This is a genomic window from Ruminococcus sp. RTP21484sp1_RTP21281st1_A8_RTP21281_210402 (assembly GCF_040914025.1).
GTDB classification, from domain to species: Bacteria; Bacillota; Clostridia; order Lachnospirales; family Lachnospiraceae; genus Blautia_A; species Blautia_A faecis.
On sequence record NZ_JBCPGE010000015.1, the window covers coordinates 30688 to 46263 of the forward strand.

Genomic DNA, 15576 nt, shown 5'->3' on the forward strand with positions numbered 1-15576 from the left:
ACTGTGAACTATCAAATGAAGAGAACATAAAGGAGTTTCTAAAGGAGGCTTTTATCATGAAGAATAGAAATGAAGAATTAAAGAGAAAACTTAAAAAGGCAGCAAGCATTAGTCTTTGTGCAGTACTGGCAGGCGGCCTTGCAGCAGGAACATATACAGGAGTTAACTATCTGACAGGCTATGAGCAGAGTGTACAGGCAGCAAGCGAAGATAAGGTTGAGCTGCTGAAATCCGAGAAGAAATCAGATGATTCCAAGGATGACAGCAAAGATGAGAGTACAGCAAAGGGTAGCCTTGATGTATCTGATATTGTAGAAGCGGCAATGCCAAGTATCGTTTCCATTACAACTAAATCTGTAGAAGAGGTTCAGAACTACTACGGAATGTTTGGCCAGTACGGTGCTTATTCACCATCCCAGGAACAGGAGGTTCAGGGAAGCGGTTCCGGTATTATCATTGGTAAGAACGATTCCGAGCTTCTGATCGCAACCAACTATCATGTAGTAGAAGGTGCGGAGACCTTATCAGTTGGCTTCTGCGACAGCACAGCATGTGAGGCTAAGGTAAAAGGCTATGACAGCGAGAAGGATCTTGCAGTTGTAGCAGTTTCCCTGGATGATATTGACAGCGATACAATGGATGCCATTACGATCGCAACCATCGGTAATTCCGATGACCTGAAGGTTGGCGCACAGGTTGTTGCAATTGGTAACGCACTTGGTTACGGTCAGTCCGTAACAACCGGTATTGTAAGTGCCAAGAACCGTCAGCTGAATTCTGATGATACAGTCGGCGATTATGACAGCGACAGCAATTCCGCTACAAACCTGATCCAGACAGATGCAGCAATCAACCCAGGCAACAGCGGTGGTGCACTTCTGAACATGAACGGTGAGGTTGTTGGTATCAACTCTGCAAAGCTTGCTTCCACAGAGGTTGAGGGTATCGGTTATGCAATTGCAATTTCTGATGTAACAGATACTCTGGAGAGCCTGATGAATGAGGAGACCAGAGATAAAGTTGATAACCACGGTGTTCTGGGAATCACAGTTAAGAGTGTTGACAGTGAAGTAAGTGAAGCATATGGTGTTCCGGAAGGCGTTCTTGTAAGAGACGTAACAGAAGGCGGTGCAGCTGATGAGGCTGGCATTGAAGCAAAATCCATCATTACAAAATTTGCAGGCAAGGTTGTTACAACCAAGGAACAGCTGGTTGATTTCCTTTCCTACTACGAGCCTGGTGAGGATGTAGAGCTTACCATTGAAGTTCCGGATGGAAAAGGTTACAAAGAAGAGACAGTAACTGTAACTCTTGGCGAGAACACAAATACACAGAGTACGGATTCCAAGGACAACGGTGACGGTCAGGGAAGCAGCCAGGATGATAATCTTCTGGAAGACTGGGAGAATAACGAAGGCGGCTCAGGTCTCCAGTACGGCGAGGGCTGGAATTAAACACTTGGGCGAATACGCTCTAGTAAGGCATACAGATTGCCGGAATGCTTTTTAGACACGCTCTAAGGCAGGAGAACCGGGATTGATTCAGCCACGGAAATGTAAATAATAGAATGAGAGAGGTTCATCTGTAAAAAAGGTGAACCTCTTTTTTCGGGTAAAATTTCCCACAAAGCGAGGCATGCCGGTTGCGAAACAGATTTTTCAAATATACTCTGCTTTGAAATAGTTAGAAAACACATAGAAAACTGAATAATAGATTGCGTAACCTACATTAAAAAGGTATAATTATTTTATTGTCGGCAGACTGCGGCATAATATTTTTAAGAATTATACGAACAAGGAAAAGAGTCAGTAAAATGAACAACGAAAGATTTCTGGTTTTCGACATAGATGATACCTTATACAGCCAGATGGAGCCGTTGCTTACAGCCTGTGAGTTCAGTCTGGGCAGGAAGCTTCCGGATCCGGAGCTGTTTTACCGGATTTTCGGGAAAAGAAGCGCTGAAATGTTTCTGTTCAGCGAGAGTGGACAGGTTTCCATTCATGAATCCCGGATTTACAGAATTGAAAATACTATGAAAGACCTGGGAATTCCCTTTACCAGAGAGCAGGCAGAGCTCTTCCAGAAGAGATATAAAGAGAATCAGTCCCATCTTCATGTTTCAGGGGTAATGACACAACTGCTGGACGAATGCGAAGCTGCCGGAGTGAAAATGGGCGTGATCACCAACGGACCTTTTTCCCATCAGGTTCAGAAGTTCCACACACTGGGACTTGATAAATGGTTTACAGAGGATCAGCTGATCGTGTCTGCAGGTGTGGGCGTGGTCAAGCCGGATGTGAAGATCTTCCGCATGGCAGAAGAAAAATGGGGAATGAAGCCGGAGAATACTTTTATGATCGGGGATTCTCTGGAGAATGACATTGCAGGTGCAAAAAATGCCGGATGGAAGACCATCTGGATGAACCATCACCGTTATACGGTTCCGGAAGGTATGGAAAAACCAGATTATATTGCATATACAGAGGAAGAGTTGAGAAAGCTTATTGTCCAAATATGCTTTACAACGAAGAAGGATGGATAAAGTATGGTATCAGATTACAAAATCACCATGGAGCAGGCAGAATACGAGATGGTCTGTTACCGTAGGGTTTTTAACTTTGTAAGGCTTCTTGACCAGGAAAAACTGGAGAAATTGAATGCAGAAGGTCTGTTGGCAGCAGAGGGCGGACAGACAAAAAAAGCAGATCTGTGCATAGGGCATTTTTGCCATGGATGTGTGGCAATGGATGCCTTTTTACGGAAGGCAGAGCTGTGCAAGCTGGAATTTATTGGAGATGACATTTATCAGATCGTAGCAAATTATCTGGAAATTGACGGTAAGCCTTATGTAATGGAGCTTTTGAAGAAAATGGACAAAAACAGCCTGATCGACCGGAAAGATCATGAGCGCCTGATCAGAAGCCTTACCGGATATAACGAGAGACTGTATCAGGATGTTCTTACGAAGGCATACAACAGACGCTATTATGAAGAAGAACTGAAGTCCAAGATGGGACCGGCTGGAATTGCCATGATCGATCTGGACGATTTTAAGCTTTATAACGACACATATGGACATAATGCCGGGGATATGGCACTGACTGTTGTTGCAGAAACCATATGCAAGCATATCCGTAAGGATGATATTCTGATCCGCTATGGAGGGGATGAGTTTCTTCTGGTGCTTCCCGGAGTAACAGAAGTGAAATTTGCCGAAAGACTGCAGGAAATCCATGATAAGATTCATCTGGCTGCGGTGCCGGGATATGCCGGGATTCAGCTTTCTGTGAGTATTGGAGGAACAATTGCCGGGGCAGATGAAACGATCGGAAGTGTGGTAGGAAGAGCTGACCGCTTTATGTACCAGGCGAAAACCCGTAAGAATCTGGTGGTAACCGAGTCTAATGAGATAAAAGATGGAAATGCAGATGGCGCAGAGGTTAATCGTGATGAGCTGAAACAGCAGATTCTGATCGTGGATGATGCTGAGCTGAACCGTGATATTCTTGCGGAGATTCTGCACCATGATTTTAAGACTATGGAAGTAAGCAGTGGGGAGGAATGTCTCTCCGTGCTTCGGGAGTATGGTGCAGGAATCTCACTGGTGTTGCTTGATATTGTAATGCCTGGCATGGACGGCTTTGCAGTTCTTGAGGAGATGAACCGGAACCATTGGATCGAGGATATTCCGGTCATCATGATCTCCAGTGAGGAGACAGAATCATATATACGCCGGGCGTATGAAATGGGAGTTTCAGACTATATCAGCCGCCCGTTTGATGCCAAGGTTGTTTACCGGCGTGTATATAATACTATTAAATTATACGCAAAACAGAGGCGCCTAATCACACTTGTAACGGATCAAATTCGAGAAAAAGAAAAAAATAGTCAAATTTTGATAGATATTCTCAGCCATATCGTAGAATTTCGTAATGGAGAGAGTGGTCAGCACGTTCAGCACATAAAGATGTTGACCGGATTTCTGCTGGACAGACTGATGCAGAAAACAGACAAATATGATCTAAAATGGTCTGACCAGTACATGATCACAATTGCATCTGCCCTTCACGATATTGGTAAAGTGGGAATCGACGAGAAGATTTTGAATAAACCAGGCAGACTGACAAATGAAGAGTTTGAGGAAATGAAGAAGCATACCCTGATCGGTGCTTCCATGCTGAAGAGCCTGGGTGTTTATCAGAATGAAGAGCTTGTGAAGGTGGCTTACCAGATCTGCAGATGGCACCATGAGCGCTACGATGGCAAGGGTTATCCAGATGGTCTGAAGGGGGAAGAAATTCCGATTGCAGCTCAGGTGGTTTCTGTTGCAGATGTATATGATGCACTGACAAGCGAGCGTGTTTATAAGAAAGCATTTTCCCATGAGAAGGCTATGGAGATGATCCTGGCCGGTGAGTGCGGAACCTTCAATCCGCTGCTGCTGGAGTGCTTGCAGGATATTCAGGGCCGTATCCAGGAGGAAATGAAGCGGGCAGAAGAGCAGCCTATGCTTGTACAGAATTCTTATGTGGGGAAGATGATCGAGACGGTGCAGTAGGCAAGGCTTATTATAATGTAATATATTGAGGTATTGTTCGACGAATTATTTTGGGTAAAAATCGCGAACAGCAGCATTTGCAGGTCGGGGGACCTGCGGGAGTGGGGGTAAGTTTTACTTTATGAAAAAGAAAATTCTTACACTGGCGGCAGTGGTAACACTGCCGTTTATTCTTCTTGTGATGTATCTTCTTGCCTCGATGGCAAGTTACAGCAATACTTATGATGAGATCGTAAGCAACATGACTGTAGCGAATAATTACAATCTGAATTTCAAGGAAGAGATGGACGAGAGCCTGTATAAGCTGGTTGTTGGCTACGTCACTCTGGATACCATCGAAACAGACAAAAGTCTTAAGAATCCATATACTTTAATAGATGAATTACGCAGCGAATTTACCAGACTGACAGCCATTACCACAGAATCTGAGAGCAAGCTGTGGCTGGAGAGTCTTCTTCGCAATATTGATACCCTGGAAAAAAGGGTGGACGATATTGTGGACAGTATTTCTGCCGGGGGCAGATACAATGAGAATATTGAGAAGCTGGACAATAATATTTACATTCTGACGGAACTGATCCAGGATGATATCCAGTATTATATCTATTATCAGACACGTTATATGGACAAGGTCACAGATACCCTGCAGGATCAGATCGGGCGGTTTATGGTGGTGTGCAGTGTGCTGATCGGCGTGCTGATCATTGTGGTTGCAGTCAGTGCGGTGATGATCGTTTCCGGTATTATACAGCCCATCAGTCAGCTGAACCAGGCTACGGAGAAGATTGCCCAGGGTGATTTCAATGCCAGAGCCCAGGCGGATTCCGATGATGAGGTGGCTGAGCTTGCAGTGAGCTTTAACAAAATGGCAGGAAGCATGCAGTCTCTGATCGATAAGGTGAAGGAAGACGAGCGGAAAATGCGAAAAGCAGATCTGCGCCTTCTTCAGGAGCAGATTCAGCCTCATTTTCTTTATAATACGCTGGACACCATTGTGTGGCTGATCGAGTCCAATGAGCCGGACGAAGCGGTGACCATGGTTGTTACACTGTCGGACTTTTTCCGTGAAATCCTCAGCAAAGGGAAGGAATTTATTTCCATTAAGGAAGAAGAAAAACACATCAGCAGTTACCTCCAGATTCAGGAGATGCGTTATCGGGATATTCTGGAATATGACATTCAGCTGGATCAGGTGATTTATAAATATCAGATTCTGAAACTGACCCTTCAGCCAGTGGTGGAGAATGCACTTTACCATGGAATCAAATATAAACGTGCCAAAGGCTGTATTCACATTCACGGGGAAAAAGAGGGCGATATTATCCGTCTGACTGTCCGGGATGATGGTGTGGGCATGGATGAGGAAGAGCTTGAACAGCTTCGCCAGCAGATCGAGAAGCCCTGCCAGGAGACGGAGAAGGGCTTTGGTCTGGCAAATGTAAATGAGCGTATCCACATGTATTTCGGACCGGAGTATGGAATGAAGATCCAGTCACAGAAGGGCAAGGGAACTACAGTGGAGATTGTGATCCCGGCTATTCTGGAAGCTCCGGTGGAGAAAACAGGGAATGATACAGCAAAAGCGGTTGATGTCAGCAACAGCGTGAATTCTGACGCAAATAAAAAAATAGAAAATAATCCGAAACAGCAGAATGACAATAAGATAATTGAGGGTGGACAGCCACAGCAGGAGGAGACAGGCGTATGAGACAGTTTATAAGAAAAAATATCTGGGCTGTGGCGCCGGTTGTGCTTGTGCTTATGGCACTGGCCCTTCTGGGAAGCCCTTTGAGCAGTAAAGTGCAGGAAACTCCTGCGGAGGACGATAATCTGATCGTAGTAGGTGTTGCCCAGGTGGGAAGCGAATCTGTATGGCGAAGTGCCCACACTCAGTCCATTCAGGACGCTTTCACCAGGGCAAACGGCTACATGCTGATTTTTGACAATGCCAGACAGAAGCAGGCCAATCAGATCAAGGCCATCCGAAGCTTTATTTCCCAGCAGGTGGATTATATCGTACTTTCTCCTATTGAGGAATCTGGATGGGACACTGTGCTTCAAGAGGCGAAGGATGCCGGGATTCCGGTAATTCTCATAGACCGTAAGGTTTCTGTGGATGATGACTCCCTCTATGCTTCCTGGGTTGGTTCCGATTTTGTCCGCGAAGGACAGGATGCTGGTTACTGGCTTGAGGATTACATGAAAAAGCAGGGCAGGGAAGATGACGAAGTTAACATTGTAGTGCTGAAAGGAACCAAAGGCGCCTCCGCCACCATCGGCAGAACCCGTGGGTTCAATGAAGTGGCAAAGGTGCAGCGCAATTGGAATATTTTGCAGCAGGTAGACGGAGAATTTACCACAGCAAAAGGAAAAGAAGAGATGGCAAGGCTTCTGGATCAGTATGAGGACATAGATGTGGTGGTTTCACAGAACGATGACATGACTTTTGGTGCTCTTGAAGCCATCAGAGAAGCAGGAAAAACTGCAGGAGTGAACGGCGATATTACGGTAATTTCCTTTGATGCGGTGGATGCCGGCGTGGAGCTGGTGAGAAACGGGGAGATCAACATTGATGTCCAGTGTAATCCTGACCAGGGAAAATACGTGGAGCAGATCATTCAGGATATGGAAGCTGGCAAAGAAATAGAGAAAGCATATTATGTTCCGGAGCGGGTGTATACCCAGGAGAACGTTGGGGAGGAAGAAAATGTTACGGAAGGTATTTCTGGTTGAAGATGAGACGGTGATCCGCGAAGGGCTCAGGGACAGGATTCCCTGGGATCAGTTCGGATACCGTTTTGTAGGAGAAGCAGCAGACGGGGAAATGGCTTTGCCCCTGATCCGTAAGACGAAGCCGGATGTATTGATCACGGATATTAAAATGCCTTTTATGGATGGGCTTTCCCTAAGTAAAATTGTGAGCAAAGAATTTCCGCGGATGAAGATTATTATTATCAGTGGTTATGATGATTTTGAATATGCAAGGCAGGCAATTGAAGTTGGCGTTGATCAGTATCTTCTGAAGCCGGTTACCAGAATGAAGCTGAAAAATGTACTTCTTGAACTGAAAGATAAGATCGAGCAGGATCAGGAGCAGGAGGACTACCGCACCCAGTTCCAGAATGAGATCCAGGAGTATGAGCAGTTTTCCAGACGGCGTTTTATGGAGAAAATTCTGGAGGGTGAGCTGTCGGTTAAGGAGATTTATGATGAGGCAGAGCGTCAGTCCATAGAAATTACGGCAGCAGGATATAATCTGCTTTTCCTGTATTTACAGGAGAAAAATAAGGACAAGATGGCAGGTTTTCTTCGGAAACAGGATGAAGTGCTTCATTATTTTCTCCGATATCCCCAGTATCTGCTTTTCCGCTGGAATGTAAACAGCTACGGAGTTCTGGTAAAGGGGGAATTGTCCCGGCTTCCAGAGCTGACAGATAATTGCGTGGAGTATGTGAAACGGGCCTGCGAAGGGGAAGAGCAGATGGACTGGTATGTGGCGGTAGGAAAACCAGTGGAGAGATTGAGCCTGCTTTCCCAGTGTTATCAGAGCGTGAATCATTATTTTGCATATCGTTTTATGGTGCCGGGGCTTCATGTGCTTACAGAAGAAACTTTGGAAAGTTATGTAAACTCGCAGGGGGAGAACCGGCTGGCAGCAGTGGATTCTTCACAGCTGAATCCTGAGATCATCAAGGATTTTCTCACAAAAGGAAGCAGCAGTGAGATTCAGGAGTTCGTTCAGGGATATCTGGGTGGAATGAGTAAGGCACTGGAGTCCAGAATGTTCCGGGATTATGTGGTGCTTCATATTCGGTTTACAACTATTATGTATCTGGAATCCATTGGTGTGGAAAAAGAGGGTTATACAGAACGGATCGAGGGAAAATATCAGGATACCAGTATCAAGGCATCGCAGGTGGCAGGGTATTGTGTGGACATTCTTCAGAGTGCCATTGATATCAGGGATGAGAAGAATGAGTCTCAGGGCAACAGCGCCATGAGGAAAGTGCTGGATTATATTGATGAGAATTACTATAAAGAGACCATTTCCCTGAATGAAGTAGCGGATGCGGTGAATATGAGTGCCAACTATTTAAGCGCAATTTTTAGCCAGAATATGCAGAAGACGTTTGTAGAGTATATTACCTGCAAACGTGTTGACAGAGCGAAAAAACTCCTGCGCGAGACGGACAAGTCGTCCGGAGAGATCGCACAGGAGGTGGGATATAAGGATCCCCATTATTTCAGTTATGTGTTTAAGAAAAAATCCGGGTGCAGCCCAAGGGAATATCGGAGTAAGGGGACTGCATGATATTCAAAATTAATTATGCGATTTCGGCAGTGATAACTGCCATGGGACTTCCTGCGAAGAGACAGGGAGTCCTTTTAATTTGTTTATGCTCATTTGGGCGGCCAGAGTACCAGGCTGGTGTGTCTGGTGTGTCAGTGTTGTGGCGCGGAGCAGACCAGATGTGGTAAGGTAGCTGGTATTGAAGGCGGCTAGTGTTATTGTGGTTTCGAAACTATGGTCGGCGGAAGTAGTCTTGAATCCAGTGCTTTGAAGAGAGGATGAAAGGGAAGCATGAGTTGCTATCTTTTTCTCCTGTCCAAGCGACAGCTCTTCCCATAACAGCCATGCAATAAAGTCATCCTCACAAATAAACGCAGTGCAGTCGGGGGTGATCCGTTCTAGAAATTTTTTCAGGAAGCTGATATCCTGGCTCTGACGGAAATCATCCAGTTCCTGTGTGGTGTACCAGCAGATGTTGCGGTCTGGTACAGTCAGCCCCTGATTTTGCATAGCATCCAGAAATCCCTGGTAGCGTTCAAGTCCCCGCTGATCGTCCATCTGGAAAATACCGGCGATAGAAGAGTGGCCTTTTTCCACAAGACTTTGCACCAGAAGACCAGCCCCATATAGATTATCTTCATAGATTACTGGAATCTGAGACAACTGGGGATAAGCACATTCCAGGAACAAAATGGAAGTTCCCCTTTGTATCAGCCTTTGATAAAGCTCTGTATTAGGTGATGGTAAGGCGCTTTTTACAGGCTCCACAATAAGTGCCCGCAGCGGACTTTTCAAAAGAAACTGAAGGATTTGCCGTTCCTGGTCCACATGATTGTGAGTGGGGTAAACCTTGCAGGAAAATCCCTCCGCAGCCAGCGCCACACGAATATCATTTATCAGTGCAGGATATTCATATTGCTGTTCATCGGGAATCAGAATTCCAACTATATTCCGGTCTTCCAGGCTGGAAAGTCCGGTAATGTAAGCTCCGCTCCCTTTAATGCGGCGGATTTCCCGCTCATCTTCAAGAACCGCCAGCGCAGCCCGGACCGTTTGTCGGCTGACACGGTATCTGACAGCCAGCTCCTGTTCGGTGGGAAGCTTGTTGATTCCCTTTTGAATAGAATCTGAAATGATTTCTCTTAGCTGTTCAACCAGCCATTTATATTTGATCGCCATATATTTTAGTTCCTCTTTCTTAGGTTAGAGCGTGTTTGAAAAAGCATTCCTGCAATCTGTACGCCCCACTTTGCGGTATATTTTGCCCGAATTCGGTTGTCGTAGCCCGCTACGACGCCCTCCTCCGGACAAAATCTCCCACAAATTGTGACGCACATCTTGCAGAAAGCCTTTTCCAAACACGCTCTAGAGCGTGTCTGAAAAAGTATTCCCGCAATCTGTCGCGCCACTCTGGTTTTTTTATTTTGCTGGGATAGTTATTTCATAAAATTTTCACATGAATTATTTATGATTTCCCAATAAATCTTCTGCTTTTTCACTTCTAAAACCCAAAATATTATACCTTTTTTCAAATGATCAAACCTTTTTTTTCCAGCTTAGACAGTTTGCCAAATCGAAAAACATAGAAAAAGGTGTAATATTTTTCACAAAATCATAAGAAAACAAACTTTCTAAATGAGAAATCATAAAATATCACCCCTTTTCCTGCCTGAAATTCATTATAATATAAATTTGTCTGTATTTCACTATGAAAACCAACAAATTTGTATTGTTTGAACTGACGAAACAACCAAAAGACGGGAAAACAATATTGAAATTTATGTTGATTTTCGCTAAATTATAGACATCAAGAAGAACACGGATTCAAAGAACGGACGGAAAGCTAAGACAGCAAACGGATCAGTGTTGAACGAGAAACCAATGGCAGGCGCGACCTGCAAAAGTATTTTTTCTAAAAGAAAGAGAGGAATAATCACTATGAAAAAGAAATTAGCAGTTATGGCACTCGCAGCAGCAACACTCAGCATGATGGCTATGCCGGTTTACGCTGACGATCTGGTAACAGTTGGATACGCTCAGGTTGGACATGAATCAGACTGGCGTACAGCAAACACCCAGAACTATCAGGATGTTTTCTCAGAAGATGCCGGATACAGCCTTGATCTTGTAGACTGCGACAATGACAATGCTGCACAGCTTGAAGCAGTTCGTACATTCATTAGTAAAGATATGGATTACATCGTAATCGCTCCGATCCAGTCCGCTGGCTGGGACACCGTCCTTCAGGAAGCACAGGATGCTGGAATCCCTGTAATCATCGCAGACCGTGAAATCGAAGCAAGCGACGATTTATATGATGCATGGGTTGGAACAAACACAACAAACGAAGGTATTACAGCTGGTAACTGGTTAGCTGAGTACCTTGGCGATAAAGACGCTAACATTCTTGTAATCGAAGGTTCCGTAGGAGCTTCCGCAGCACTTGGACGTACAGAAGGATTCAATCAGGTAGCTGGCGAGCATGATAACTGGAAGATTCTTGATTCTCAGTCCGGTGATTTTACACAGGCTGGTGGTCAGGAAGTTATGGAATCCTTCATCAAATCCTATGAGGGACAGTTCAATGTAGTTGTCTGCCAGAACGATAACGAAGCATACGGCGCAATGGATGCAATGGATGCAGCAGGTATCACCTACGGTGTTGATGGCGATGTAACTCTTATTTCCTTCGATGCAACACATGATGGACTTCAGTATACATTAGATGGAAAGATCAACTGTGATGTTGAGTGTAACCCGATCCAGGCTGAAGTTGTTAAGGGCGTAATCGAGAAAATGCAGGCAGGCGAAGAATTTGAGAAGACAACACTTGTTGAGGATCAGGCATTCGTAGCACCTGGAATCGAGAGCGAATATGCAACAACTATGACTGATGAAGTTCTGGCTGGACGTGCTTACTAATCAGAAAAATCAATCGGAGAGTGTGAAAACAGCAGAGCTGTGAAACAATCCGTAAACATCGAAATTGGTTATCAGCAAGCAGCTGAAAAACGATAAAGATGAACAAATAGGGGAGGAAAGTCCCAAGGCGGATTTTCTTCCCCTTAATTTTCGCGAGCAACGAGGAGAATGAAAAATGAAGTTGATAACGGGAAGGGAGGAATCGCGTTGGAAGCAGGAGTAGTATTGAAAATGCAGGGAATCTGCATGACATTCCCAGGTGTAAAAGCACTGGAAGGCGTGGATCTGACATTGAAAAAAGGTGAAATCCGCGCGCTGATGGGAGAGAATGGCGCGGGTAAATCCACATTGATCAAGTGCCTGACCGGCGTAAATAAATTTGAGGCTGGAGAGATTTATCTGGAAGGATTTGATCATCCCATCGTAAATAAAGATACCATGGACGCCCAGAAGAAGGGCATTTCTACTGTATATCAGGAAGTAAACCTCTGTCCAAACCTTTCGGTGGCAGAGAATCTTTACATAGGCCGCGAGCCGCTGACAAAGCTTGGAACGGTCAACCGAAAGGCAATGAACCGTCAGGCAGCTGCCCTTATGAAACAGCTGGAGCTTGACGTTGATGTAACACGTAATCTTGAAGAATATTCACTGGCATTGCAGCAGATGATCGCAATTGCCCGTGCTGTAGATATGGACTGTAAGGTGCTCATTCTGGATGAGCCCACATCTTCACTGGATGATCGTGAAGTAGAAAAGCTTTTTACCATGATGCGCAGACTGAAGGAGAAAGGTGTAGGAATCATATTTGTTACTCATTTCCTGGAACAGGTTTATGCAGTATGTGACGGAATTACCGTTCTTCGAAATGGTCAGCTGGTTGGCGAGTATGAGATCGCAGATCTTCCGAGAGTGAAGCTGGTAGCAGCTATGATGGGAAAAGATTTCGACGATCTTGCTTCCATTAAACCGGAGAGCACAGGAGATAAGAGAAAAGAGCCGATGGTAATCGAAGCCCGTGGCTTAAGCCACGCAGGAACCATCAAACCATTTGACCTTGATATCCACAAAGGAGAGGTTATCGGTCTTACCGGACTTCTTGGAAGCGGACGAAGCGAACTGGCACGTGCTATTTACGGTGCTGACCGCGCCCAGACTGGTACTTTGAAAGTAAAAGGCAAGGAAGTTAAGGTGAAAAATCCTATTGATGCCATGCATCTTGGAATGGGACTTCTTCCTGATGACCGTAAAGCAGAGGGAATTGTTGCAGATTTGTCCGTAAGAGAAAATATCATCCTTGCAATTCAGGCAAAACAGGGAATTCTGAAAAAGATCCCTATGGCAAAACAGTGTGAGATTGCAGACAAGTATATTGATCTTCTCCAGATCAAATGTGCAAGCCGTGAGACCTTGATCAAACAGCTTTCCGGTGGAAACCAGCAGAAGGTTATCCTTGCAAGATGGCTTGCAACAAACCCGGATTTCCTGATTCTGGACGAGCCTACTCGAGGCATCGATATCGGTACCAAGACAGAGATCCAGAAGCTGGTTCTGAAGCTTGCGGATGAAGGAAAGAGTCTGATCTTCATTTCCTCTGAGATTGAGGAAATGCTCCGTACCTGCAACCGTATGGCAGTTCTCCGTGACGGTCAGAAGGTTGGAGAGATTGATGAGGCAGATATGAATCAGATGAACGTAATGAAAGCAATCGCAGGAGGTGAGCAGTAATGGGTAATTTCAAAAAACTGGCGCAGAAACGTCTGTTCCTTCCGGTTTTCAGTATGATCCTGGTCATGCTGATCAACGTAGTATATGATATTGCAACAGGAAGTGCACCGCTTTCCTTCTTTATGATTTCCATTAAGAATGGTGTACTTTACGGACGTCTGATCGACATCCTGAACCGTGGAAGTGAAATCGCCATACTGGCAATCGGTATGACACTTGTTGTATCTGCTTCCGGTGGTACTGATATTTCCGTTGGTTCCGTAATGAGTCTTTACGCAGGTGTCTGCTGTATGATCCTTGCAGGATACGGAAATGTAAATGTGCAGGAATATGCGCAGCCGCTGCTGGTTGGCATTGGAGCCGGACTTCTTGTCACTTTGATCTGTGGCGTTTTTAATGGATTTCTGGTTGCCTATATGAATATTCAGCCTATGGTCGCCACCCTGATCCTATGGTCAGCAGGCCGAGCAGTGGGACTTCTTCTTTGCAACAGCCAGATCGTTTATGTTCGTGTTCCGTCCTTCCAGAAGCTTGGCGCTTACTGCGGAATCATTCCAACACCGATCATTGTGGCTGCTGTGTGTGTGGCAATTGCTTCTATCGTACTTCGCTACACAGCACTTGGAACCTACATCCAGAGTGTTGGTATTAACAAAAAAGCTTCCCGTATCGCAGGCTTTAATTCCGCAAAGATCATCCTTATGTGCTATGCAATCTGCGGTCTTTGTGCAGGTCTTGCAGGTATGGTTGCAACCTCCAGAATCTATTCAGCAGATACCAATAATATCGGTCTGAACATGGAGCTGGATGCAATTCTTTCTGTAGCACTTGGTGGCAACAGCCTTGGCGGCGGTAAGTTTTCCCTGGCAGGTTCCATCATCGGAGCGTACACCATCCAGGCGATTACCACAACTCTGTATGCACTTGGTGTTTCTTCTGCACAGGCACCGGTATTTAAGGCAATCGTAGTTATTATCATCGTAGTAATTCAGGCTGAGCCAGCCAAAGCCTTCTTTAAGAAGCTGACAAAGAAATCCGGAAAGGAGGCAGCTCGGGCATGAAAAAGAAAAAAATAAACAGCAATAACCTGTTGCTGCTGATCACCATTGTATTATTCTTTGTAATGTATGCTGCAGGATGTATCGTATATGCGGACAAAGGCTTTACCCGTTTCCAGACATTTCTGAACATCCTGATCAACAATGCAGGTCTGATCTGCATCACAGCTGGTATGACATGCGTTATGCTTACTGGCGGTATTGATATTTCCGTAGGTTCCCTGGTTGCTATGGACTGTATGATCCTGGCAGTGGGAATCGAGCAGTGGGGATGGTCCAGCCCGGTACTTATGCTTCTGATTCTTGCAATTGGTATTATATTTGGTATTGTTCAGGGCTTCTGTATTTCCTACCTGGAAATCCAGCCTTTCATCGTTACTATGGCAGGAATGTTCTTTGCCAGAGGTATGACAGCCGTGATCTGTAAAGAGCAGGTAAGTATTGTTTCTGACAAGATTTTTACTACTCTTTCCAGCTTTAAGATTTCCCTTCCATTTGGAGGGTATCTGAACAAAAAGGGAATCATGCAGTTTCCATACCTTCGTGTAACTGTTGTAGTTGCATTGATCGTAGTTCTTGCTATTTATCTGATGCTGAAATACACACGCTTCGGCCGCAGTATTTACGCAGTAGGCGGCAATCAGCAGTCTGCCACCCTGATGGGACTTGATGTTAAGAAAACACAGATGAAGGCATATATTCTTTCCAGTTTCCTTACTTCCATCGGCGGAATCTGCTACTGTCTGAATACCATGGCAGGTACTACCACCCAGGCAACCGGTCTTGAAATGGACGCTATTTCCTCCGCAGTCATCGGTGGTACACTTCTTACCGGTGGTGTAGGAAATGTACTTGGTTCCTTGTTTGGTGTATTGATCAATGGTACGATTTCTACTTTGGTTAAAACCAATGGAAAACTGATCAGCTCCTGGTCCAACATTGTAACAGCAATCCTGCTGTGCTTCTTCATTGTACTTCAGAGTGTATTTGCACTGGTAAAGGAGCGGAAGAGCAAATAAAAA

General features: G+C 45.1%; 12 protein-coding genes and 1 pseudogene. 11 read left to right on the forward strand and 2 right to left on the reverse strand.

All coding sequences use genetic code 11. From position 1 onward, the window contains the following. Nucleotides 1–56 precede the first annotated feature (56 nt). The 6 genes from AB5170_RS09015 to AB5170_RS09040 all read left to right on the forward strand — a co-directional run bounded on the left by AB5170_RS09015 (nt 57) and on the right by AB5170_RS09040 (nt 8870). On the forward strand, nt 57–1454 hold the full coding sequence (locus tag AB5170_RS09015; protein ID WP_368361450.1) for a S1C family serine protease: 1398 nt from the start codon (nt 57–59) through the stop codon (nt 1452–1454). A gap of 359 nt (nt 1455–1813) precedes the next feature. Next, nucleotides 1814–2542, forward strand: a complete 729-nt coding sequence (locus AB5170_RS09020) for an HAD family hydrolase (protein ID WP_118577735.1) — start codon at nt 1814–1816, stop codon at nt 2540–2542. Between the two features lie 3 nt (nt 2543–2545). After that, nucleotides 2546–4558, forward strand: coding sequence for a diguanylate cyclase (locus AB5170_RS09025; RefSeq protein WP_313718066.1), 2013 nt, complete (start codon nt 2546–2548; stop codon nt 4556–4558). A 121-nt stretch (nt 4559–4679) separates the two neighbouring features. Continuing rightward, entirely contained in the window at nt 4680–6266 is a 1587-nt protein-coding gene (locus AB5170_RS09030; protein WP_173718022.1) for a sensor histidine kinase, read from the forward strand. Next, nucleotides 6263–7291: an ABC transporter substrate-binding protein gene (locus tag AB5170_RS09035; protein WP_173716786.1), complete on the forward strand. Its 1029-nt coding sequence runs from the start codon at nt 6263–6265 to the stop codon at nt 7289–7291. Before AB5170_RS09030 ends, AB5170_RS09035 begins: the two co-directional genes overlap by 4 nt. Then, nucleotides 7266–8870: a response regulator gene (locus tag AB5170_RS09040; protein ID WP_173770587.1), complete on the forward strand. Its 1605-nt coding sequence runs from the start codon at nt 7266–7268 to the stop codon at nt 8868–8870. Before AB5170_RS09035 ends, AB5170_RS09040 begins: the two co-directional genes overlap by 26 nt. Before the next feature lie 9 nt (nt 8871–8879). On the opposite strand, the gene AB5170_RS09045 is transcribed toward AB5170_RS09040, so the two are convergent. Then, nucleotides 8880–10028, reverse strand: coding sequence for a GntR family transcriptional regulator (locus tag AB5170_RS09045; RefSeq protein ID WP_368361449.1), 1149 nt, complete (start codon nt 10026–10028; stop codon nt 8880–8882). Between the two features lie 5 nt (nt 10029–10033). Beyond that, on the reverse strand, nt 10034–10186 hold the full coding sequence (locus AB5170_RS09050) for a DUF6783 domain-containing protein (protein WP_320054993.1): 153 nt from the start codon (nt 10184–10186) through the stop codon (nt 10034–10036). Between AB5170_RS09050 and AB5170_RS09055 the strand changes: the two are divergent. The 5 genes and pseudogenes from AB5170_RS09055 to AB5170_RS09075 all read left to right on the forward strand — a co-directional run. Beyond that, a pseudogene (locus AB5170_RS09055) lies at nt 10124–10285 on the forward strand (DUF6783 domain-containing protein); the annotation flags it as partial. The gene AB5170_RS09050 and the pseudogene AB5170_RS09055 overlap by 63 nt on opposite strands. 502 nt (nt 10286–10787) lie before the next feature. Next, nucleotides 10788–11771, forward strand: coding sequence for an ABC transporter substrate-binding protein (locus tag AB5170_RS09060; protein WP_148461385.1), 984 nt, complete (start codon nt 10788–10790; stop codon nt 11769–11771). A gap of 168 nt (nt 11772–11939) precedes the next feature. Beyond that, the gene (locus AB5170_RS09065) at nt 11940–13496 is read left to right on the forward strand and encodes a sugar ABC transporter ATP-binding protein (RefSeq protein WP_330386301.1); all 1557 of its coding nucleotides are present in this window, start codon (nt 11940–11942) and stop codon (nt 13494–13496) included. Next, complete coding sequence (locus tag AB5170_RS09070) at nt 13496–14557, forward strand: ABC transporter permease (protein ID WP_195408827.1); 1062 nt, start codon at nt 13496–13498, stop codon at nt 14555–14557. Before AB5170_RS09065 ends, AB5170_RS09070 begins: the two co-directional genes overlap by 1 nt. After that, entirely contained in the window at nt 14554–15573 is a 1020-nt protein-coding gene (locus tag AB5170_RS09075; RefSeq protein WP_118577724.1) for a sugar ABC transporter permease YjfF, read from the forward strand. Before AB5170_RS09070 ends, AB5170_RS09075 begins: the two co-directional genes overlap by 4 nt. The last annotated feature ends 3 nt before the right edge of the window (nt 15574–15576 follow it).